The organism is Paenibacillus sp. PL2-23 (assembly GCF_040834005.1).
In the GTDB taxonomy this organism is placed as follows: domain Bacteria; phylum Bacillota; class Bacilli; order Paenibacillales; family Paenibacillaceae; genus Pristimantibacillus.
The window spans coordinates 1,647,663-1,668,290 of the sequence record NZ_CP162129.1 but is presented as its reverse complement, the minus strand read 5'-3'; the positions used below and the strand labels follow the sequence as shown (position 1 = coordinate 1,668,290).

Here is a 20,628-nt window from a genome sequence, read left to right as displayed (position 1 = left end):
ACGGTCCTTTCCCTACACTCCTGCTTCGCGAAGCATGCTCTTCATGTAGCTGTTGCTCGCCAGCAGGAAATACAACGTCTGCATCGCAATATAAATCCCGATGACCACAAAAGAATAGATCCAGTTGGACGTGTTCATCATGTTATCGAGCGAACGCATCGCAAAAAGCGCATGGCTGATGCCCACGACACAAGGGATGTAGAATACAATCGCAATCTGCGACACGACGACACGGCGAATTTCCTTGCCCGTCATGCCGATGCGCGACAGAGCTCTAAACTGTGTCTGATCCTCCTGAATTTCCGTAAACAGCTTGAAGTAAATCATGCTGCCTGCCGCGATGAAGAACAGCAAGCTGATGAACATGCCGATGAACAACGTTAATGAAATCGTCTCCTTCATTTCGGCAAATCGCTCCGCGCGGCCAAAATCCTTATGGCTGGCTTGCCCTTCAGCAAGGAGTCCGTCCAGCTTCTTCACAAGCTGGGCGGAATCCTCCCAGCTTCCCAGCTCATAGCCGTAGAAAACTCGCTGCTTCTCCTCCGGCACGCTTGCCAGCAGATGAACGAAGCTAAGGTCATCCATGACAACCGTTGTGCCGTTCGATTGGATTCGATTGTTTAATAGTCTTATATTTAAGGAACGCGAAATGGACAGCTCCACTTGTTCTCCATTGATCCAGCCTGAGGCTGTGCCTCCCCTGTAGGTCTTTTGGTCAAAATTAGGAAAAAGCACGATCAGCTTGCCGCTCTCAACGGTTATCTCCTCTTCGCCGGCTTCTCTCGCGAGCTTGTTATAATCGGAGAGGGATATAATCATGGCGTCCGTGCTATAGCTGGACTCCCCAGCGTCTCCCCTGCCAATCTGGACCGCGCTCTCGCCTTCGCCGAGCTCCACGAGGTATTGCTCAAGACCGACCCCCACCACTTTCGTTTCTCTCTCTATCGTGAAGCCTTCCTCCGCAATCATCCCCTCCAGCTCTCTGGGATGGATCACCTCTTGCGCATGGAGTCCCTTCTCCACATAAGCGAGCGAGAACGGCGACGTCTCCATCATATCCTGCTTGGACTGAATCTGCAGCAAATACACCGCGCCAAGCGCCGTCATAATAACCGCGCTCAGAATGGAGACGACAAACAGAATACGTGCGTTGTCCCTAATCTTGTACCCGAGCTGGGCAAGGATAAGCATATTCGTCCCTTTGTAATACACACTGTGCCGCTTCTGAACAAATCGGAGCAGCACGACACTGAGCTGCGTGAACAGCCAATATGTGCCCGCCACGACGGTGGCGAGTATGGGCAAGGAGAAAATGACGAACGTATAGGAATTCATTACGAGCGCCATCCCATACCCGCTTGCCAGGCATAACGCTCCCAGCACAACCTGCCATTTCTTGTACGTCAGCTTTCCTTTGGGCTGTCTGGCCGCCTTCAGCAGGTCGATAATTTGATCCCTGCCAAGCCGAAGCATTGACAGGATAGAGATCAGCAGGAATAATGCCATAAATCCGCCAGCCGTCAGCCATACCGCCTTGACCGGAACGGCGAATGAGATCGTCTCCTCCATGCCGAGCAGCGCGCCGAGCGCCATGAAGAACAGCTTGCTGAACAAGACGCCTAGGCCGATTCCCGATGCGATGGCCATTGCTGCAATGGCCATATTTTCGTAGACAACCAGCTTTCTGAGCTGTGCCTTGGTCATACCGAATAAGGAGAATAAGCCAAATTCCTGCTTCCTCGTCTTCAGAAACGCCGAGTTGCTGTACAGAATGAACAGAAACGAAAAAATCATAATGATATACAGGCAATATTGCATGCCAACCCTCACCTTGGACGCACCGATAATATACCCGCTGAGCACGTCGGGATGATTCAGAAAGGCTGCATACACATAGAAGATCAGCACGGAGAAGACACTGCTGAGGAAAAAAGCGCTGTACGAGCGCCAGTTGCCCCTTATGTTGCTAAGCGCGAGCGAACGGAATGTCATCGAAATTCCCTCCCAGCACGCTCAGCGCATCCAATATTTGCTGGAAGAACGCCTGGCGATTGGAGCCTCGGCGGATTTCCGAAAAAAACTTGCCGTCCTTGATGAATATGATACGCTTGCAATAGCTCGCCGAAAAAGGATCATGCGTGACCATGAGCACAGTTGCGTGGAATGCCTCGTTCATTTCCTTCAGGGCGTCCATCACATCTCTTGCCGACTTGGAATCCAGGTTGCCTGTCAGCTCGTCCGCCAGCACCAGGGAAGGCTTGTGTATAATTGCCCTTGCAATCGCCGCTCTCTGCTTCTGGCCGCCGGACACCTCGTATGTGCGCTTCCCTAGAATGCCTTCGATCTGAAGCAGCTCGGCAATGGGCTTCAGACGATCCTCAATCAATCTCGGCTTCATCCCCTCCATGACCAGAGGCAGAATAATGTTCTCCTTCATCGATAGCGTGTCCAGCAGATTAAAGTCCTGGAACACAAATCCGAGCTCGCGCCGGCGGAACAACGCCAGCTTATGGTCCGTCAGCTTAACGGGATTGACCCCGTTAATTTCGATTGTCCCGGACGTCGGCCGGTCGATCGTCGCCAGCAGATTAAGCAACGTCGTTTTACCGCTGCCCGACGGTCCCATGACACCGACGAACTCTCCAGCCTCCACCTCCAGATCAATATGCTCCAATGCCTTATATACGAGACTGCCTTTGCTGCTGTAAAGCTTGCCAAGCCCTTGCGCCTTCAGTACGCTCATCGTGCTTCGTCCTCCCCGGAATGCTTTGTCTTGAATAGCCTTATGAGCTTAGTATAGATCCGCGGGAGCAGCGAACCCATCGATTTGCCTTTCAATACGTCCCTGCCGTCTTACAATATTGTCACCTAGCCACTACTCCTCTAAGACATGAATCCCCCTCTTGTGAAAATAAAGCGTAAACGTCGTCCCCGCGCCCAGCTCCGACTCCGCTTCGATTGTCATGCCGAGCCGGCCGCACACCTGTTTGGCCAGGTACAGCCCCATTCCGGTCGATTCACCTGTCGTGCGCCCGTTCTCACCCGTAAAGAAGGGATCGAATATACGCGGCAAATCATGCGCCGCTATGCCAATGCCGGAGTCAACAACCTGCAGGCGAATGCCGCCGCTCTCTCCCTCCGTTTCCGATAGACGGAACAGCAGCGTCTTGGAGCCAGACTTCAGCTTGCTGTATTTGATGGCGTTGCTGATGAGCTGATTCAGGACGAAGGCCATCCATTTCTCGTCCGTCTCCGCCCATGCTTCTCCTTCTATCCGCGGGAAGATGGAATATTTGATGCACTGCCGTTTATGGGCATTGACTACGCTGCGAATGAAGTCGTGGAGAGAAATCCTGCGAATATGCAGATCAAGCTCAAACTTCTCAAGCCGCGCCGTATGCAGCATCATCTCCAGCGAGCGAGCCATACGCTCCGTCTCCTCATGAATGCTTTCTGCCAGCTCCACCCACTTGCCCTCGTCCGAGGGCGGCTGGCGGCGCACCTCCTGAAGGAGCAGGTCCACAACGGACACCGGGGTTTTCATATGATGCACCCACTGAAGGACAAAGTGATTGTGAACCTCCTGCTGTCTTTTGAAGGCGTTCAGCTCATTCAAGTAGGCCCGATGCTGCTCGCGCATAAGACGCGTCACAAGCCTCTGCTCTTCGGTCGCCATAGTATGAATAATCGCCGCGCCTCCGAGCTCGTCCCACCTTGCCAGCGCTTCGAATACCTGCTTGTAATAAGGACGCTGACGCATATAGTCGATGACGAGCCAAGATGAACAAATGACAAGAGCCAGCAGGACAAAATAGACAAGCGTTGATGTATCGACCAGTCCGGGATACCTGATGTTCTCCAATAGATACAGGCAGCAGCCAAGAGCAAGCAGTAAGGCATAACAGAGCAGATAACTCTTGCGATCCTTCAAAAATAGGAGCCATACGGCATTTCTTCGACGCTCATCCATTTCTGCCCTCCGGTTCCAGACCGTTCAGCACCAGCTTGTAGCCCAGTCCCCTGACGGTTTCAATCGCCTTGTCCAGTCCGAGCTCCTCCAGCTTCTTGCGGAGTCTGGTAACATTGACGGACAACGTATTGTCGTCTACGAATTGCACATCGTCCCACAGCGCTTCCAGCAGCGTCTCTCTTGAGACAATCGATTGGGGCTGGCGCAGGAAGCATTCCGCAAGCAGCCCTTCATTCTTCGTCAGCTGCGTGCGTCTGCCCTCCCATTCCAGCTCATTGCGACCCAGATAAAGCGTCAGTCCATGTACACTCAGGAGTGATGAAGCGGCCGTTGCGACCATCTCAGCATGCTCCCGTTCCGTGCCGGCGTCCGATTTGGCGTATTCCCCATACACTCTGCGCAGCACGCCGCGGACCTTTGCCATCAGCAGCTCCAGCTGAATCGGCTTTGTAATGTAATCATCGCCGCCATTCTCGATAGCCATCACCTGGTCCATCTCTCCCGCCCGAGCCGAAATGAAGATGATGGGCACGCTGGAGCGCATACGGATCTGCCTGCACCAGTAATATCCGTCGTAATAAGGCAGGTTAATGTCCAGCAGCACGAGCTGCGGATCAAATGCCGTCAGCTCCGGCAGCAGATCGCGGAATTCGGATGCAGTTGCCGCATGGTAGCCATACTGCTCCATCTTATGGTTTAGAATGGCCGCAATTTTGGGGTCGTCCTCCACAACAAATATCCGATACATAGGCTCTCAAGCCTCCCTTTCGCCAAAAAAACCTCTCCGGCGCCATTCGCAGGAGAGGTTTGAATCGTCATGCTCGTTTCCTATGTCTATTGCAGTGTTAGCACTCGCCTTCAGCCGCAGGCTTGCCCGCATCGGTAGCCGTGCGGAACGACGAGCCGCAGCCGCAGGTTGCGCTGGCGTTCGGATTCTCGATGGTGAAGCCTCCGCCCATCGCGGATTCCTTAAAGTCGATAATGAGACCATGCAAATATTTGACGCTGTCGCTGTCGACTACAACCTTGATGCCGTGAGCCGTCAGAGCCTGGTCGCCTTCCTGCTCTTCATCGTCGAAGCCCATACCGTAAGAGAAGCCGCTGCAGCCGCCCTCCTTGACGCCAACCCGCAAGAACAAATCCGGCGAGCCTTCCTGCTCCAGCATTTCTTTTATTTTTTCGGATGCCAATTCACTGATCGTGATCATCCTACATCCCTCCAATCGCATTACTTACTTATCCATAGTATACCCCACAACTTGTGCTTGCTCAAGAGCCTCCCGCAAGGCGGAAATGGATGGAAGATCGAAGCGCTTGCATGACTTTCTTGTTGCCCCTGCTACGTGTGAGGTTTATAATGGTTACAGCAAATTAGATGATATAACAAGTTATTTTTTTCACAAAGTTATCTCATATCTGCTGTTGCGAACGCACTTTAGAAGGAGGACTTCCTAATGAATGTCATCATCCCGACACAAGAAAGCCGCATGGGGCATATTATCGAAAAGTTACGCAGCGGCCAGCGCCTGTCGCTGGAGGACGGCGTATTCTTATATGAATCCGACGATCTGCTGACCATTGGCCAGCTGGCTAATGAGGTCGCGCTACAGAAAAACGGAAAAAAGGTTTATTTTATTGAAAATATGAGCCTGTATTTCACGAATGTGTGTGAAGCGCATTGCGCCTTCTGCAACTTCCGCAAGGACGAGGGAGCACCGGGCGCTTACACGCTGTCCGGCGAAGAGATGATTCAATATGTGGAGCAGCACATTCATCCCGGCGTCAGGGAGTTCCATATTGTAGGCGGCCATAATCCTCATGTGCCCTTCCAATATTATGTAGATTCGCTTAAGGCGCTGAATGCCAAATATCCCGACGTCACGCTGAAGGCTTATACAGCGGCCGAGATTGACTTCTTCTCCCGCATCAGCGGACTTAGCTACAAGGAAGTGCTCCAGGAGCTGATGAAGGCCGGACTGAAATCGCTGACCGGCGGCGGCGCAGAAATTCTGTCCGACCATTATCGCAAGAAGATGCGGGTCGACAAAGCCGATGTGTCGCAATATTTGGAGGTGCATCGCACTGCCCATAATCTTGGTCTCCGCACGCACACAACGATGCTGTACGGCTCTATCGAGACCAAGGAGGATCGCATTCGCCATCTGATGCACATCCGCGATCTGCAGGACGAGACCAACGGATTTCTTGTGTTTATTCCGCTGTCCATGCAGCCAATCAATCCCAAGGCGGGCATCCGCAGAAGGAACTCGGCGTTCGAGGATCTCAAGACGATCGCGATCAGCCGTCTGATGCTGGATAATATTCAGCATATCAAAGCGTATTTCATCAACATTGGCGTTCAGCTGACACAGGTTGCGCTGACGATGGGCGCCTCGGATGCTCACGGCACAATCGTCAAGGAAAAAATCAGCCATGCCGCAGGCGCGCTGACGCCGGAGGGCATTACGCGCGAGGATCTGATCTGGCTGATCAAGGGTGCGGGAAGAATTCCGGTGGAACGTGATACGTTCTACAACGAAATCAAAATTTATGAATGATTAATCCCGAGGACCTAAGCGCAACCTACTTGTATTATCATCATCCATCTTGGACATTTTGGAGCTGGGGAATCTTATGAGAAAATTGGTCATATTGGGCGGCGGGTACGGCGGAGCCGCGATTGCGAACGAACTGCTGGAGAGTGGCATGCCGCATGACGTTTCCATCGTACTGGTGGATCGTATGCCATTTCAGGGACTGAAGACAGAATATTACGCGCTGGCGGCTGGAACCGTTTCGGATTTGGATTTGCGGGTTAAGTTCCCCGTAGATCCTCGTCTGAAGCTGGCTTACGGGGAAATAACGGATATTGATATGGAGAACCAGGCTGTTATGCTGGAGAATCAAGATCCCATTATTTACGACTGGCTCGTGATCGGCCTCGGCTGTACCGACAGATATCATGGAATCGAAGGCGCGCAGCAATATTCCACGAGCATCCAGACCTTTTCGGCGGCTAGAAAAACATATGCCCTGCTGAACGACGTGAAGCCATACGGACAAGTGACAATCGTGGGCGGCGGGCTGAGCGGCGTAGAGGTGGCTTCGGAGCTTCGGGAGAGCAGACCGGATCTGAACATTCGAATATTGGACAGAGGACCGCGCGTATTATCGGCCTTCCCTGGCAAGCTGCAGGACTTTGTCGCGGAGTGGTTCACGGAGCATCAGGTGGAGATGAGAGGGCACGTATCCTTGACCCGCTTGGAGCAAGGCGTATTGTATGACGGCAATCAGCCGGACTCGCCCATCTATACGGATGTAACCGTGTGGACGGCCGGCATTCAGCCAGTAGAGCTCGTGCAGAGAATGGCCCTGCCCAAGGACTCCCAGGGTCGACTGATGATTAACCCGCATCACCAGCTTCCCGCCTACAGCAATGTATTTGTAGTTGGCGATTGCGCTTCGCTTCCGTTCTCGCCCAGCGGCCAGGCCGCAGGCGCCCAAGGCAAGCAGATCGCCGAGGTGCTTCAAGCCATATGGGAGAACAAGAAGCCGCGTCTTGGCAAAATCAAGCTGAAGGGCGTGCTTGGCTCGCTTGGCAAAAAAAGCGGCTTTGGCTTAATGGGCGGAACGCCTATTCTGGGGCGTGTGCCGCGGCTCGTGAAGAGCGGTGTGTTATGGCGCTCCAAGCGCCATCTGGGCTAAGCCGGAGCGGATTCGCGGTTCAGAGCAGAGGCTTACAGGCCTAAAGGTCGTCCAGCAGCTTATCCAGAGCGTCCCGGTCAGCCTGCTGCGACGCGATAGCTTCACGGATACGAGCCGCAAGCTGGGGCACGCTGTCTGCTGCGACAATGGTGCCGTCCACCAGCGCGTATGGCTTCAAATAACATTCGCCGCAATTGCCCAGGCAGCCATATTCCATCACCTCAACGGAATCATCCCGCTCCAGCTCCTGCATGAGCTCGTCCGTTCCATGGTGCATATTGCTGGCGCAAAATTCAATCATTGGTTTTATCATCATAATCACCTTACTTTAGCATGATGGGAATAGGAATACATTTGCGAACCATTTTCAATTGTTTCGCTTTGTACTATAATAGGGGAGAAAGGAGTTGATTGCAATGAGTGAACAAGTACAAGACACGATGTATGACGAAGTGCTGGACGTTCTTGACAAGCTCCGTCCATTCCTGCAACGCGATGGAGGCGACGTGGAGCTAGTCGACGTTGAAGACGGTATCGTGAAGCTTCGCCTGGTTGGCGCTTGCGGCAGCTGCCCGAGCTCGACCATTACGCTGAAGGCCGGTATCGAACGCGCGCTGCTTGAAGAAGTGGACGGCGTGGTAGAAGTCGTACAAGTATTTTAATGCAAAGAGTCTTATCCCAGCCGGCTATGCCGGCGGATAAGACTCTTTTTTTGCTTGCTCGTACTGCTTAGAGCATGCCTTTGATATTGGCGCGGATGGGATCGAAGCCTCCCGTTACATCGATGACGTTGCCTGTCAGGAAGCTCGATTTGTCCTGGCAGAGGAACAGGATCACTCTCGCCACATCTTCCCCTGTGCCCGGTCGGCCCAGCGGCGATTCCGGATCAAGCTCATGCTCCGCTTCCTCAATGGAGCGTTCCTTATTCGCGCCGCGAATGTCGCCAGGTCCAATCAGATTGACCGTAATGCCGAAGGGCGCTTCCTCCACCGCCAGCGACTTCGTGAAGGACACCAGGCCCGTCTTGGCCGTGGCGTACACGGCGCGATGCGGCCACGCTCTGGCCTCATTCACATGGCCGAAGCCAAAGTGAATAATTCTGCCCCACTTCTTCTCTCTCATACGCGGCAGCAGTCGATGATCCAATAACATGACGCTCAGCAGGTTGCCGTTCATCAGCTGGATAATCGTCTCCTCGTCATATTCGCTGTACAGCTTGCGCTTGCGGACGAAGGGTCCCGCGTTGTTCACCAGAATATCGACTCCGCCTGCCCACGCCTCCGCCTCATCGGCAAGCTTATGGGCGCCTTCAATCGTCGCGATATCCGCCTGAACGGTTATGGCCTTCACGCCTAGACGCTCAATGTCAGCCTTCACCTGCAGCGCTTCCTGCTCGCTCTCCCGATAATTAATAATGAGGTTGCAGCCCTGCTCGGCAAGCTGCAGCGCCGTCCGCTTCCCCAATCCCTTGGCGCTGCCGGTGACAAGCGCACATCTCCCCTTAAGCTCCACAGAATCCACCCTCTCCCTGGATTATACGTGATGCTGCCTCGCAAGCGAAACCGCGTATTGAAAGGTCAGCTTAAGCGATTCCGTCGCCATATTCAAGCAGCAGGCCAGATCCTCCGATTGCTGCTGCAGGTTCTCCAGCTGAATCTCCGCTCCATACATACGGTTGCTTTGTATCAAATCATCCTGCATCTCCGAATTCATATAATGAATTTCGGTATTCCTTCTTTTGCGGAGACGATTCGTAGCCTCCTTGTGCTTCTCCTTGCTCTCGTTAAGCCGCCACGTCAAGTCCGGATGAGCGTTGCGCTCCCTCATGCTGCGAAGCACGGTGAAGTAAGAGAAATGCGGCTTGATCTTCTCCGTGCGCATGCCCAGCAGCTCATTGAGGAAGGTGCCCAGCTTATCGAGCAAGGAAAATACGCGGATAAAGCCGTTTTTGTCAAAATACACATACCGATCGTATTGAAGGCGCTCCTCGGCGCTCATATCGCGGACCGAGCTGGAATGAATACGCTCCTTAAAGCGAAGAGCGGCGTAATGGCTTTGCTCCAGCTCCATCAGCGAGGAGCGAAGCCCTCTTGTCCATATCTCGAACTTGCGCAGCTTGTTGTCGGAATCTCCAGCTTCACGAATGCGCTTCGACAGCATCGCTGCAAATTGATCCATATGCGAGCAGGCCTCCATCACGTTACCTTCGGGCGCCCGTTCCTCTTCATCGAACATAAATCGCAGCATGGCTGTGCCTCCTCGTATACTGCCTTCATGTGACTTACCGCTCTCGGCCTTCTCTAAGCCGCCATGAGCGAATGACGATATCCACCAGGAGGCCGAACAAACCAACAATAATAACATTATGAATCAAGCTGGAGAAAATGAACACATCCTCGTCGCCAATCGTAAAGGTGAGATAAGCGCCGCTCAGCACCTGGGCAACCAGCAGCACAAGCGCCCACCAGGCTGGCTTAATTAGCCCCGCACCGTCTTTGGTAACGCGTCTGATATGGATATACAGACCCGCAATGGCAAGACCTAAGATGAAAGCTCCCATTCTGTGAAGGAACACGGCTCCCGTAGCGCCGGACAGCTCTGGAATCACCTCGCCGTTGCATAGCGGCCAGCCCAAGCAGCCTCCCGACGAATCCGTATGACGAATAAACGCGCCCATATAAATAACGATATACGTATAAATGACTGTGGCGAGCGCTCTTGGATAAATGGAGCGCGGCACCGTAAACGTCTGAGGCGCTTTCTTGGCGCGGAATGCCCAGATAACCAGCAGAAAGGTCGCCGCAAATGCGATAATGGATATGCCGAAGTGGATCGCCATAACTGGCGGAGACTGATACCACTTCACAGCGGCTGCGCCCATCAGCGCTTGAATGATGGTGAACAGCAGGGCAGCGCCGGAATAAAAGAGCGGCTCCTTGAACGCCTGGCGATTACGTCTGTACATACGATACACCGCGATATGGACGCCCAGTACAAGAAATCCCTCCAGTGCGCTGACGACACGATGGGACAGCTCCATTGCCGTCTCGAAGGTATAAGCGGGTATAAACTTGCCGTGGCAGAGAGGCCAATCATCTCCGCAGCCGCGGCCGGATTCGGTATTCGTAACAAGAGCTCCGGCTAGCAGTACGAGAAGCATTCCGATGCACGATGCGACAGCAAACGCGCGAAAACGGCCGGTTACCATAATAATCACCTAATTTCCGTAAGTTATGACCCTTCAATTATATCGATTCAGACATGCAAAAGCCATGTTGAAAATGTGACGATATAACGCCCTGCCATAGCTGGAAAAAGAAAGCCCGCATACAAGCGAGCCATTATGCTTCGGCTTGTATACGGACTGATGCTGTTACTTGATCCCACCAGCAGGTGAGGCTTGTTACGCGATCGCTTCGTTCACTGCTATTGCCTTGTCTACAAAGCCCTCGATCTCGTCGCGCGTCTTGCGCAGCTTGCTTACGAACCGTATCAGCTCTTGTCCGCCTCGGAACGCAATGAAGCTTGGAATGCCGAGGATATTCAGCTCTGCGCACAGCTCCGGCAGGTCGTCGCGGTCGATCTCATAGAACCGCGCCCTTCCTTCATATTGCTGGATGAGCTCCGGCATAAAGGGATCGATAAAATGGCAATCCTTGCACCATGTTGTCTTGAACACGACAATGGTCAGCTCTCCTCCGCTAATCACCTCACGGAAAGCGGCATCAGTTATTAGTTTCTCCATGATGTGCCCCACCTCTCTGCTCTTATATTTCCCTCTGAATCGTTACATAACCGCCGCCTCCGGGATACCCGGTCCATTCAATATCGGCTCCAAGGGCTTCAGCAAGCTTACGGGCATGCACATAGGTGGTCCAGTTGATGACAAACGGCGGAATGGGCCATTCCTCCAGCTCCCCGTTAACCAGCACCTGATCATCGCCTGGGGTGAATTCAATCGTTGTATTCGTGTAGGGGTCCTTCACGGCTACACGTCTTGTGGACCCATTATATTCGACCTCAGCGCCCAGCGCATCAGCTACATCACGTACGGCCACCATAGAGGTGAAGCCTGGCATAATGATGGGAGGATTTCTGTAAGAATATGTGTACGCGTTGTAGGTTTGCCTATTAAGGTGAAAGCCCTCCGTCAGCAGCGTATACAAATCGCTGCCCTTCTCCACATGCTTCATCAATTGGAAGCCCTGCTGGACTTGCTCAAGCGCAATCGTCTCTCGAGCGTTGTCAGGCTGATCCGCCACAACTGGACCATTTACGTTCCAATTCTCGATGTCCCCGCGAATCGTGAAGCCGGAGATGGGCAAACCCATACTCAATTCCTCCTCAGCCGGCTCCTCCTGTGAATAAGTCAGCTCAAAGGTCTGCTTGCGAATATCCATCTTATGGTCCACATACATCTCATGCTTCAGCTGAAGCGCGTCTCCGAACAACGTGGACTCCAGCATGGCCTGCTCCTCTTCGTGAATGGCCTCTAACTCCTCCTGAAGCGTCACTAACGAGTCCAATATGGCTTCGCTGGCTTCTTCGATCATCTCACGTTCAGTAGGAGCATCTAGAAAGCCCGTCTGCATAGGATTCATTCCGCCAATCAGGGCCCATAGCTCTGGATTACTGTCGACTACATCGAGGATGCGCTCCACCATGGCATCCAGGCCATTCCGATCCGCAATCAGCGCCTCTACATAAGTTTGAATCCATGTCCACAATTCGTCGCCGCTCATCGTGAACGAAGCTCGCAGCAGCGCTGTATCCTTACCGCCAATGGGCAGACTCACGGGCGCAACCTTCAGATTGGACGGATTAGGCAGATTGCCAATACTATAATCACCAATGATATCCATTAACTCGAAGCCGATTTGCGTCATCGTCTCCTCGTCCATTGCCGGCTCCAATGGGGACTCCATTGCAGCGGCTTCCAAGCCGTTAAGCTGCAGCAGCTCCTCTCCTGTCAGATCAAGAGTGAGCGGCGCTTTCGCGCCCTCCAGCTCAATGGCAAGCGTCTCCCCGTCCATGCGGGTTTGGAAGCCAATCGATAATGACTCCTGGGATCCAAGCTTCAATACCCCATCCATTGACATACGCGTCTCGTCCTGAAGCTTCGACTGATGAAGCTCCAGCTGTATATTGGAGAAGAGCCGCAGCAGCGCAGCCTCCTCTTCGCCGTAATACTCCGCGTGGGAGTCAAGCATAGCTTCGTCCATATGAAGCTCCAGCTCGTAAACTCCCTTGCTTTCCACGGACGTCACCGTCAGCCCGTTTTTAAGCGTCTGGTTAAAATCTACGCCCCCATAGGATTGACAGCCAGCCGCAATCGTTATCAGCAGGGCAAGCAGCAGCAGCGAAGCCGCTCTTACCATTTTTTTCGTCAGCATTCTAACCTCTCCCTCTCCCCTATTGGGATGATGCTTCTGCCGGTCCGCGCTTCAGCAGGCGCAGAAGCTTGTTCAGCGGCCCTCTCAGCGGTCTTGGGAACGAAGCCACATCCTGAGGTGTGATGACCCGCAGCACAAGCAGCAGCACACCGTATAAGCCGCCTACAACGATGGACGCCGCCGCCGCTGCCGCGAAGAAGCTCAGCTTGTCGGCCCAGCTCTCCGTCAAGCTCAATAGTCCGACCTCCGCTCCCCAGCCCGCCGCTGCCGCTATGGCAACAGCCAGCATGTACGGCAGCCAACGCTTGCCCAGCACAATCAGCTTAACCTCCTTGTTGATTGCAGACAAATTCAGTGCCGTCACAACGCCAAAGCAGATCGTCGAAGCGAGTATGAACCCGTAAATGCCCATAAACGGCGCCAGCCCCGCGCTGCATGCCATTTTTGTCACCAGTCCAATAATCGTATGCCGCATAGACAGCCTCTGCTTGCCCATGCCGTACAGAATGGAGTTGGAGGTCATCATCGTAATTTGCAGAATCGTAGCGGCTGACAACGCCGCAACCGCCCCGCTGCCGCTTGGGCTCGCGAATATAAGTCCCGTTATGGAATAAGAGGCTACTGTCAGCAGGAGCGCAAACGGCACGCCCGTGAAGCAGACGATACGCAGGACCATCGACGCCTGACTTTGCACCTCGTTCATTCGCTTCAATGAATAAGCGGAGGATATAACCGGAATAATCGACGAGCTCAGCGCAATGGCCAGTATGGGCGGAATGCCGGCAAGCGAGATGGCTTTAATACCGTAATCCGCAAGCTCCAGCGTCGCTTCGGCCTCTGTGTAGAAGCGCTCCGTCAGTCTCATAAAAAACGTAATGTCGAACAGGCTGATGAAGTTGATCGCAATAGACGTTATAAGTGCCGGTATCGACATGCTCATAATTTCCTTGTAGATCGTACGGTAGCGCAGCCTGCTGGACGAAGCGCCCGAGACGCCGGAAGCACCGCGTGACGGCCGCAAAGCCGCTGATGCCTCGGCGTTGTATGTATCCATCGTCTCCTGGTCCTGGCGCTTCAGCTTGCGGGCGAAGCGGAGCATCACAGCAAATGCCGCGATACCCCCGAACACGCTTCCGAACGTAATGGCCGCAGCCGCCCAGCGGTCGCCCCAGCCCAGCTCAAGCACGAGCCAGCCCAGCAGCAGCCCCAGGATAACCCGGACGAACTGCTCGACAATTTGCGAGGTGCCGCCGGCGGACATCATCTGTCTGCCCTGGAAGTAGCCTCGCATCATCGCGATGATGGGGAAAAACAGCAGCGCTGGCGCGATGGCTCGAACCGCCAGATCAATGCCTGGCTTCTTGGCCACTGCCGCGAATACGGGCGCCAGCACGAACAGCGAGACGGCCAGCACAAGGCCGGCTGCCGCGCCGAACAGCAGGCCGGCCCGGTAAATGCGCTGAGCCTCGTCAGGCCTGCCAAGCGCGTACCGCTCCGAGACCATCTTGCTGATCGCGCTGGGAAAACCAGCCGTCGCAATCATAAGCACGATCAAATAAACCATATTGGCCGCAGAGAAGGCGATATTGCCCTCGTCTCCCAGCATGTAGTCCAGCGGAATACGCTGGAACAGCCCAAGGAACCTCGCTATAAGCGCGGCCGCGGCAAGAATTAAAGTACCTTTAATAAGCGAATCCTTCTTCAGCATACCCTCTGCGCCATCCCTTACGATTTGTTCGCGATGGGCTCAAGCGGCTTGTGGTTGCCGCGTACTGGAGCCGCCGCTCCGGATGGCGCAGCCCAGCGGACACCATTCTGAATGACCTGCAGAATTTGCGGATTATAATAGGTCGGATACGTCTCGTGGCCGGGACGGAAGTAGAAGATCTTGCCTTGGCCCCGGCTGAACGTGCAGCCGCTGCGGAAGACTTCGCCGCCCTCGAACCAGCTGACAAAGATCAGCTCGTCAGGAGCCGGAATATCGAAGTGCTCGCCGTACATCTCTTCCTTCTCCAGCGTAATGTATTCCGGCAGGCCAGCGGCAATGGGGTGGGCAGGATTTACGACCCACAGCCGTTCCTTCTCATTGGCTTCCCGCCATTTCAGATCGCAGCCGGTCCCCATCAGCTTCTTGAATATTTTGGAGAAATGGCCGGAATGCAGCACGATTAATCCCATTCCCGCCCAAACGCGCTGCTGCACGCGCTCTACGATGGCGTCGTCTACCTGGTCATGGCCCATATGCCCCCACCAGATCAGTACATCCGTATTGTTCAGGCGCTCCTCCGTCAAGCCATGCTCCGGCTCCTCCAGCGTCGCTGTCGCTGCCTCGATGTCGCCCGCCGCAATGCCCTTCGCCAACGCGTTATGTATGCCGTCCGGGTATACCGCCTTCACTTCTTCATGCTGCTTCTCATGCAGGAATTCATTCCAAACCGTCACTTTGATCATTGTTCATTACCGCCTCTGCTTCGAATAGTGTTTACCTTAGATTACAAGCTGGAATACGAATATGGCAATCATCGCGCTCTGCAGAATAATCTTGACGACGACGCTGGTGAACAGGCCGACAAGCGAGCCCCAGCCAACCTTCAAGGATTTCTCCAGATTGGAGCCCGCGATCATTTCGCCAACTACTGCCCCTGCGAACGGTCCAATTATAAGCCCGAACGCCGGAATGACGAAGGGTCCCAAGACAAGGCCGAGCGTGCTCCCGTAGATGGAGGGCTTGCTGCCTCCGAACCTCTTGACGCCCCATGCGCTTACCGCGTAATCCGCGACAAAAAGCACGATAAAGATTAACGTCTGCAATATCCAGAAAATAATGCCGAATTCGCTGAAGGAGAAGAACAGGCCATATACAAAAAACGCGCCGTATATCGCTACAGCTCCCGGCAAAATGGGATAAATCGCGCCAGCCATTCCAACAACAAACAACAGGATGACCAGCGTCCAGCCCAAAATATCCATGTCCACTCGCTCCCTTCCACACGCTGCCGGAGCTACAGCACAAATCGTTTAATGATTTCCGCTACTCCGTCCTCATCATTCGTAAGCGTAATAACGTCAGCCGCCTGCTTCACAGCAGTCTGCGCGTTGCCCATCGCGACGCCCAGCCCGGCCTCCCGAATCGCTGCAATATCATTCAGGCTGTCGCCCGCGGCCACAACATCCTCCATCCCGATGCCCATCCATTCGCACAGCTCCCTGAGCGCGCTTGCCTTGGATACGCCCTCCGGATTGAGCTCCAGATTCCAGGGCGACGAGTTGCTGATCTCCAGCGCTCCCCAGCTCTGCGCCTCGGCCAATATAAGCTCGCGGGCCCGGTCATCCTCGGTGTAATAGCCGAACTTCAGCCAATGATGCGCTTCATAATCGTCCTCCGGCTCGAACCAGCGCTCCTTGTTATAAATGCCAAGCGTCGTATAGGCCCAATACCACACCTCGGGATGCTCCTTCGCAAGGGCGTGGAGCCGCCTTACATAATACGGACTAAGCTCCGTTCGTTTGTAGAGGACATGCGGCTTGCTCCATATCTCTCCGCCGTTCACCGTAATCATCGGCGAATCGAGGTTCAGCTGCTCCGCGTAGGGCAGCGCGCTGACGAAGCCTCTTCCCGTCGAGAAGCAGACCGTAACGCCCGCCTCGCGCGCGCGTCTGATCCACTCTGCGTTTCCTTCGCTGATTTCACTTCTTTCGTTCAGCAAGGTTCCATCCATATCAAGCGCCAGCAGTTTATATTTGGGCATGGTTCTCATCTCCTTTATCTCTGTGGCCGTACCATTCGCACAGCTTATTTTAACACATAATGTACCAAATTCATGAAAAAAAGAAGACCGCCGCCCGCACTCTCCAATAAGAGTGGCAGACAACGGTCTGGTTCGCGCATGTACAGTCTCAATATTGCCTGATTATGGAGCTGAGGAGGCGAGCGCCCGCTGGCGCAGCTTGCGGATGATAAGCCCTTGACTTGGCGAGAAGAGGAACGCCGCCAGGAACAGGACGCCCGCCGCGCACACCATACAGCCGGCGATGGAGGCGTCCAGCAGAATGGAGACGCCATAGCCAAGGAACGTGCTTGCAATGCCTGCGATGACGCTGAGCGCCAGCATCATGCCAAGACGATCCGTGAGCAGGTATGCCGTTGAAGCAGGGACGATCAGCATGCCGACGACCAGAATCGCGCCGACGCTTTCGAAGGAGCTGACGGTCGCCATGGATACAAGGCCCATAAGCAGGTAATGGAAGAAGGCTACCGGTATGCCGATCGCAGCCGCCAGCGCGGGATCGAACGAGCAAAGCTTAAATTGCTTGTATAGCAGACCGATGACCAGAAGGATGATCAGCAGGGTAACGCCAAGCAGCCAGACCGCCTTCGGGCCCATGCTGACGCCGCCCACCTCCCATATATTCCAATGCACAAACGCGATCTCACCGTAGAGGATGGCATCCTGATCAAGATGCACCTGGCGGGCGAACAGGCTGACCAAGATGACCCCGATCGCGAACAGTGCGGTGAAGACAACGCCGATGGAGGCATCCGATTGAATGCCGCCCCGCTCGAACAGGCCAATGAGGAACGTTGTAAACACGCCAAACACTAGCGCCGCAAACATCATAAGCAAGGAATCTCTTGAGCCGCTCATCAGAAACGCAATCACGATTCCCGGCATAACGGAATGGCTGATCGCGTCCCCGATCATCGCCATCTTGCGGAGCACGAGAAAGACGCCAACGATGCCGCAGCATGCCGCTACAAGCGAGCCCGTCAACAATATCCAGAAATCGCTCATACCGCCGTCTCTCCTTTCATGCCCTCCCCGCGGGGCTTGTTCTCGAGATGGAAGCGTCTCTTCACGCGCAGCCTGGCAAGGCGTTTGGCGATGAGGCCGCGCTGTGGACCGAACAGAATCGAGATGAGGAAAAACAGCGTAGCCGCCAGCACCGTCACAGGACCTGTAGGCAGGTTAGACACCGAAGAGCTGATCCAGGTGCCCAGCGCGCCGCTTAACGCGCCGAACAGACCCGACAGCGCAACCATGACGCCAAGCCGATTCGTCCAATATCTCGCCGAGACGGCGGGGGTTATTAGCAGCGCCGCGATAAGCACGACGCCTACCGCCTGGATGCCGACAACCACCGCAACCACAATAAGCAGCATAAGCAGCTGCTCTAACAGGGCGACGGGATAGCCGATGCCCTTGGCAAAGCCGGGATCAAATGAGATGAGCTTGAACTGCTTGAAGAACAGCGTGCAGATCGTCACTAGCGATAAGCTTATGACTGACATCGTCACCACATCCGAGCCGACCATAGCGGCAGCCTGGCCGAACAGAAATTTGTCAAGACCGGACTGATTGCCATAATCGCCATGCTGGATAAACGTGAGAAGCACAATGCCCAGTCCAAAAAATACCGTCAGCACAATGCCCAGCGCCGCATCCTGCTTCAATCTGGAATGGCGCGTAATATAGCCGATGCCGAAGGTCGCGATAACGCCCGCAATGCCCGCTCCAACCAGGAATATGCCGATGGACTTGACGCCCGTCAGCATAAACGCGATACAGATGCCAGGCAATGCCGCGTGCGCCAGTGTATCACCGACCAGGCTCTGCTTGCGCAAATAGGAGAAGCTGCCGATGACCCCGCTGCTCAGACCCAGCAGCAAGCATCCAAAAAATATCCATTGCATGTTGGGATCGGCCATCATTGCCATAAAGTTTGTCATGGCCGATCACCTCTTCCTCCCTGAATCAGGCTGTGATCCAGGAATGCGAGCCGTCCTCCGTACGTACGCTGGAGCTTCTCTTGCGTAAACGTGATAGGGGTCGGCCCGAAGGCTTGAAGCTCCACGTTCAGCAGCAGCACAGAGTCAAAATATTGCTGCACCGTCGCCAGATCGTGATGCACGACGATGACGGTTTTCCCTTGCTTCTTCAGCTCCTGCAGCAGGGTGATAATAGCCTTCTCCGTTGCGGCGTCAACGCCCGCGAACGGCTCATCCATAAAGTACAGCTTGGCGTTCTGGGCCAGCGCTCTCGCCAGGAACACCCGCTGCTGCTGGCCGCCCGACAGCTGGCTGATCTGGCGGTCGGCGAAGTCGGCCATGCCGACCTTCTCCAGACATTCCAGCGCCAGCGCCTTCTCCTTCGGGCCGGGACGGCCGAACCAGCCCAGCCTGCCGTATGTGCCCATAAGAACAACATCAAGCGCGTTCGTCGGGAAATCCCAGTCTACGGATTCCCGCTGCGGCACATAACCAATCAGCTTCCGCTGGGCCTTGACCGACTTGCCGTATACAAGCACTTCGCCAGCGATGGATGGTATCAAGCCGAGAGCAGCCTTCATCATGGTGGATTTGCCCGCGCCATTCGGCCCAATAACGCCGATCAGCTCGCCTTCGTTCACCTCGAACGTAACGTCTCGAAGCACGGGCTTCTTCTGATAAGCGACGCTGAGTCCCCTCACGGAGAGGGGAGCACTCCCGTTCGCTCCCTGCTGTATGCTCGCTGCTTCACTCACCACGCTCACGTCCTTTCGTCTCGGTCAGCTCACCGTTACTTCAGCGAGCTGACAATCGTGTCTACGTTATGTCTTACCATGCCGAGGTAGGTGCCTTCCTCCGTCCCCGCATCGCCCATCGCGTCAGAGAACAGCTCTCCGCCAATCTTCACCTCATGACCCAGCTTCTTGGCGCCTTCGATGACGGATTCGATGGACTTCGACGACACGCTGGATTCAATGAATACGGCCTTGATGCCATTCTCGACTAGGAAATCACGCAGCTCGCTTACATCCTTGGAGCCGTATTCCGACATCGTATTCATTCCCTGCAAACCTGTGACTTCCAGGCCGTAAGCTCTGCCGAAATAGCCGAAGGCGTCATGCGCCGTTACGAGAATGCGGCTCTTCTCCGGAATTAATGCGATCTGCTCCCTCGCGTAGCTGTCGAGCTCCTCCAGCTTCACCAGATAAGCTGCCGCGTTCTGCTCGTAAGCCGCTGCATGGTCCGGGTCCTTCTCTACAAGCGTATCCCGTATAACCTCTACCGCGGACATCCACAGCTTCACGTCGAACCAGATATGCGGGTCATGCACCGCGCCGTCCGTTGCCGCGGGGTCCATCATCAGCTGGGCTTCCTCCAGCCTGGAGGATATAGCTACGACTGGCTTGCTCTTCTCCAGCCTCTCGAATATTTCACCCATCTTGCCCTCCAGATGAAGGCCGTTGTAGAAGATGAGATCCGCGTCGTCAAGCTTCTTCACGTCGCCTTGCGACGCCTTGTACAGATGAGGATCGACACCCGGTCCCATCAGTCCCGACACCTGAACGTGCTCGCCTCCAACCTCCGCAACCACATCCGCAATCATCCCCGTTGTTGCCGTAATATTGAGCTTGCCGTCCCCTGCCCCGCCATCTTCCGTATTGCTGCAAGCCGATAAAGCAAGCGTTGTGACAACCAGGAATAAAATCGTCATCATAAATCTCTTAAATGCGGAATTCCCTCTGCTTCCCATACGCATCGTATGTTCCTCCTCATATCCATTCAAAGTTTTTAAA

General features: G+C 54.6%; 22 protein-coding genes. 3 read left to right on the top strand and 19 right to left on the bottom strand.

The window, feature by feature from the left end; translation table 11 throughout:
• Window positions 1-12 precede the first annotated feature (12 nt).
• From AB1S56_RS07125 to erpA, 5 genes are all read right to left on the bottom strand, one after another.
• On the bottom strand, window positions 13-1,992 hold the full coding sequence (locus tag AB1S56_RS07125; RefSeq protein WP_340869782.1) for an ABC transporter permease: 1,980 nt from the start codon (window positions 1,990-1,992) through the stop codon (window positions 13-15).
• Window positions 1,967-2,743, bottom strand: a complete 777-nt coding sequence (locus AB1S56_RS07120) for an ABC transporter ATP-binding protein (RefSeq protein WP_340869781.1) — start codon at window positions 2,741-2,743, stop codon at window positions 1,967-1,969. Before AB1S56_RS07120 ends, AB1S56_RS07125 begins: the two co-directional genes overlap by 26 nt.
• Window positions 2,744-2,875: 132 nt before the next feature.
• Entirely contained in the window at window positions 2,876-3,970 is a 1,095-nt protein-coding gene (locus tag AB1S56_RS07115) for a sensor histidine kinase (protein ID WP_340869778.1), read from the bottom strand.
• The gene (locus tag AB1S56_RS07110; protein ID WP_340869775.1) at window positions 3,963-4,718 is read right to left on the bottom strand and encodes a response regulator transcription factor; all 756 of its coding nucleotides are present in this window, start codon (window positions 4,716-4,718) and stop codon (window positions 3,963-3,965) included. Before AB1S56_RS07110 ends, AB1S56_RS07115 begins: the two co-directional genes overlap by 8 nt.
• A gap of 97 nt (window positions 4,719-4,815) precedes the next feature.
• On the bottom strand, window positions 4,816-5,178 hold the full coding sequence (erpA, locus tag AB1S56_RS07105) for an iron-sulfur cluster insertion protein ErpA (protein ID WP_340869771.1): 363 nt from the start codon (window positions 5,176-5,178) through the stop codon (window positions 4,816-4,818).
• Window positions 5,179-5,424: 246 nt separating this feature from the next.
• On the opposite strand from erpA, the gene mqnE reads away from it, so the two are divergent.
• Both mqnE and AB1S56_RS07095 read left to right on the top strand, forming a co-directional pair.
• Window positions 5,425-6,528 carry an aminofutalosine synthase MqnE gene (gene mqnE, locus AB1S56_RS07100; protein WP_340869769.1) on the top strand — a complete coding sequence of 368 codons (1,104 nt, stop codon included), beginning with the start codon at window positions 5,425-5,427 and terminating at the stop codon, window positions 6,526-6,528.
• Window positions 6,529-6,604: 76 nt separating this feature from the next.
• Entirely contained in the window at window positions 6,605-7,675 is a 1,071-nt protein-coding gene (locus AB1S56_RS07095; protein WP_340869767.1) for an FAD-dependent oxidoreductase, read from the top strand.
• A gap of 40 nt (window positions 7,676-7,715) precedes the next feature.
• Here AB1S56_RS07095 and AB1S56_RS07090 read toward each other — a convergent pair whose 3' ends face one another.
• Window positions 7,716-7,985, bottom strand: a complete 270-nt coding sequence (locus AB1S56_RS07090; protein WP_340869802.1) for a YuzB family protein — start codon at window positions 7,983-7,985, stop codon at window positions 7,716-7,718.
• A 106-nt stretch (window positions 7,986-8,091) separates the two neighbouring features.
• Here AB1S56_RS07090 and AB1S56_RS07085 point away from each other — a divergent pair, with 106 nt between their 5' ends.
• Window positions 8,092-8,337, top strand: a complete 246-nt coding sequence (locus tag AB1S56_RS07085) for a NifU family protein (RefSeq protein WP_340869766.1) — start codon at window positions 8,092-8,094, stop codon at window positions 8,335-8,337.
• A gap of 67 nt (window positions 8,338-8,404) precedes the next feature.
• On the opposite strand, the gene AB1S56_RS07080 is transcribed toward AB1S56_RS07085, so the two are convergent.
• The 13 genes from AB1S56_RS07080 to AB1S56_RS07020 form a co-directional block, all read right to left on the bottom strand.
• Entirely contained in the window at window positions 8,405-9,187 is a 783-nt protein-coding gene (locus AB1S56_RS07080) for an SDR family oxidoreductase (RefSeq protein WP_340869765.1), read from the bottom strand.
• Between the two features lie 21 nt (window positions 9,188-9,208).
• Window positions 9,209-9,922, bottom strand: coding sequence for a Cthe_2314 family HEPN domain-containing protein (locus AB1S56_RS07075; RefSeq protein ID WP_340869764.1), 714 nt, complete (start codon window positions 9,920-9,922; stop codon window positions 9,209-9,211).
• Window positions 9,923-9,956: 34 nt separating this feature from the next.
• The gene (locus tag AB1S56_RS07070) at window positions 9,957-10,883 is read right to left on the bottom strand and encodes a COX15/CtaA family protein (RefSeq protein WP_340869761.1); all 927 of its coding nucleotides are present in this window, start codon (window positions 10,881-10,883) and stop codon (window positions 9,957-9,959) included.
• A gap of 195 nt (window positions 10,884-11,078) precedes the next feature.
• A complete protein-coding gene (locus AB1S56_RS07065; protein ID WP_340869760.1) occupies window positions 11,079-11,420 on the bottom strand; it encodes a thioredoxin family protein in 342 nt (113 codons plus the stop codon).
• A gap of 22 nt (window positions 11,421-11,442) precedes the next feature.
• The gene (locus tag AB1S56_RS07060; protein ID WP_340869759.1) at window positions 11,443-13,068 is read right to left on the bottom strand and encodes a copper amine oxidase N-terminal domain-containing protein; all 1,626 of its coding nucleotides are present in this window, start codon (window positions 13,066-13,068) and stop codon (window positions 11,443-11,445) included.
• 19 nt (window positions 13,069-13,087) lie between these two features.
• On the bottom strand, window positions 13,088-14,776 hold the full coding sequence (locus AB1S56_RS07055) for a polysaccharide biosynthesis protein (RefSeq protein ID WP_340869758.1): 1,689 nt from the start codon (window positions 14,774-14,776) through the stop codon (window positions 13,088-13,090).
• Window positions 14,777-14,793: 17 nt separating this feature from the next.
• The gene (locus AB1S56_RS07050) at window positions 14,794-15,519 is read right to left on the bottom strand and encodes a ThuA domain-containing protein (RefSeq protein ID WP_340869757.1); all 726 of its coding nucleotides are present in this window, start codon (window positions 15,517-15,519) and stop codon (window positions 14,794-14,796) included.
• A gap of 36 nt (window positions 15,520-15,555) precedes the next feature.
• Window positions 15,556-16,038, bottom strand: coding sequence for a DUF456 family protein (locus tag AB1S56_RS07045; RefSeq protein ID WP_340869756.1), 483 nt, complete (start codon window positions 16,036-16,038; stop codon window positions 15,556-15,558).
• Window positions 16,039-16,070: 32 nt separating this feature from the next.
• Entirely contained in the window at window positions 16,071-16,817 is a 747-nt protein-coding gene (locus tag AB1S56_RS07040) for a Cof-type HAD-IIB family hydrolase (protein WP_340869755.1), read from the bottom strand.
• Between the two features lie 162 nt (window positions 16,818-16,979).
• On the bottom strand, window positions 16,980-17,861 hold the full coding sequence (locus AB1S56_RS07035; protein WP_340869754.1) for a metal ABC transporter permease: 882 nt from the start codon (window positions 17,859-17,861) through the stop codon (window positions 16,980-16,982).
• Window positions 17,858-18,796: a metal ABC transporter permease gene (locus tag AB1S56_RS07030; protein WP_340869753.1), complete on the bottom strand. Its 939-nt coding sequence runs from the start codon at window positions 18,794-18,796 to the stop codon at window positions 17,858-17,860. The genes AB1S56_RS07035 and AB1S56_RS07030 overlap by 4 nt, the downstream gene beginning before the upstream one ends.
• Window positions 18,793-19,590 (bottom strand): metal ABC transporter ATP-binding protein, encoded by a 798-nt coding sequence (locus tag AB1S56_RS07025; protein WP_340869752.1) that lies wholly within the window; start codon window positions 19,588-19,590, stop codon window positions 18,793-18,795. The genes AB1S56_RS07030 and AB1S56_RS07025 overlap by 4 nt, the downstream gene beginning before the upstream one ends.
• Window positions 19,591-19,625: 35 nt before the next feature.
• Window positions 19,626-20,591, bottom strand: a complete 966-nt coding sequence (locus tag AB1S56_RS07020; protein ID WP_340869751.1) for a metal ABC transporter solute-binding protein, Zn/Mn family — start codon at window positions 20,589-20,591, stop codon at window positions 19,626-19,628.
• Window positions 20,592-20,628 lie beyond the last annotated feature (37 nt).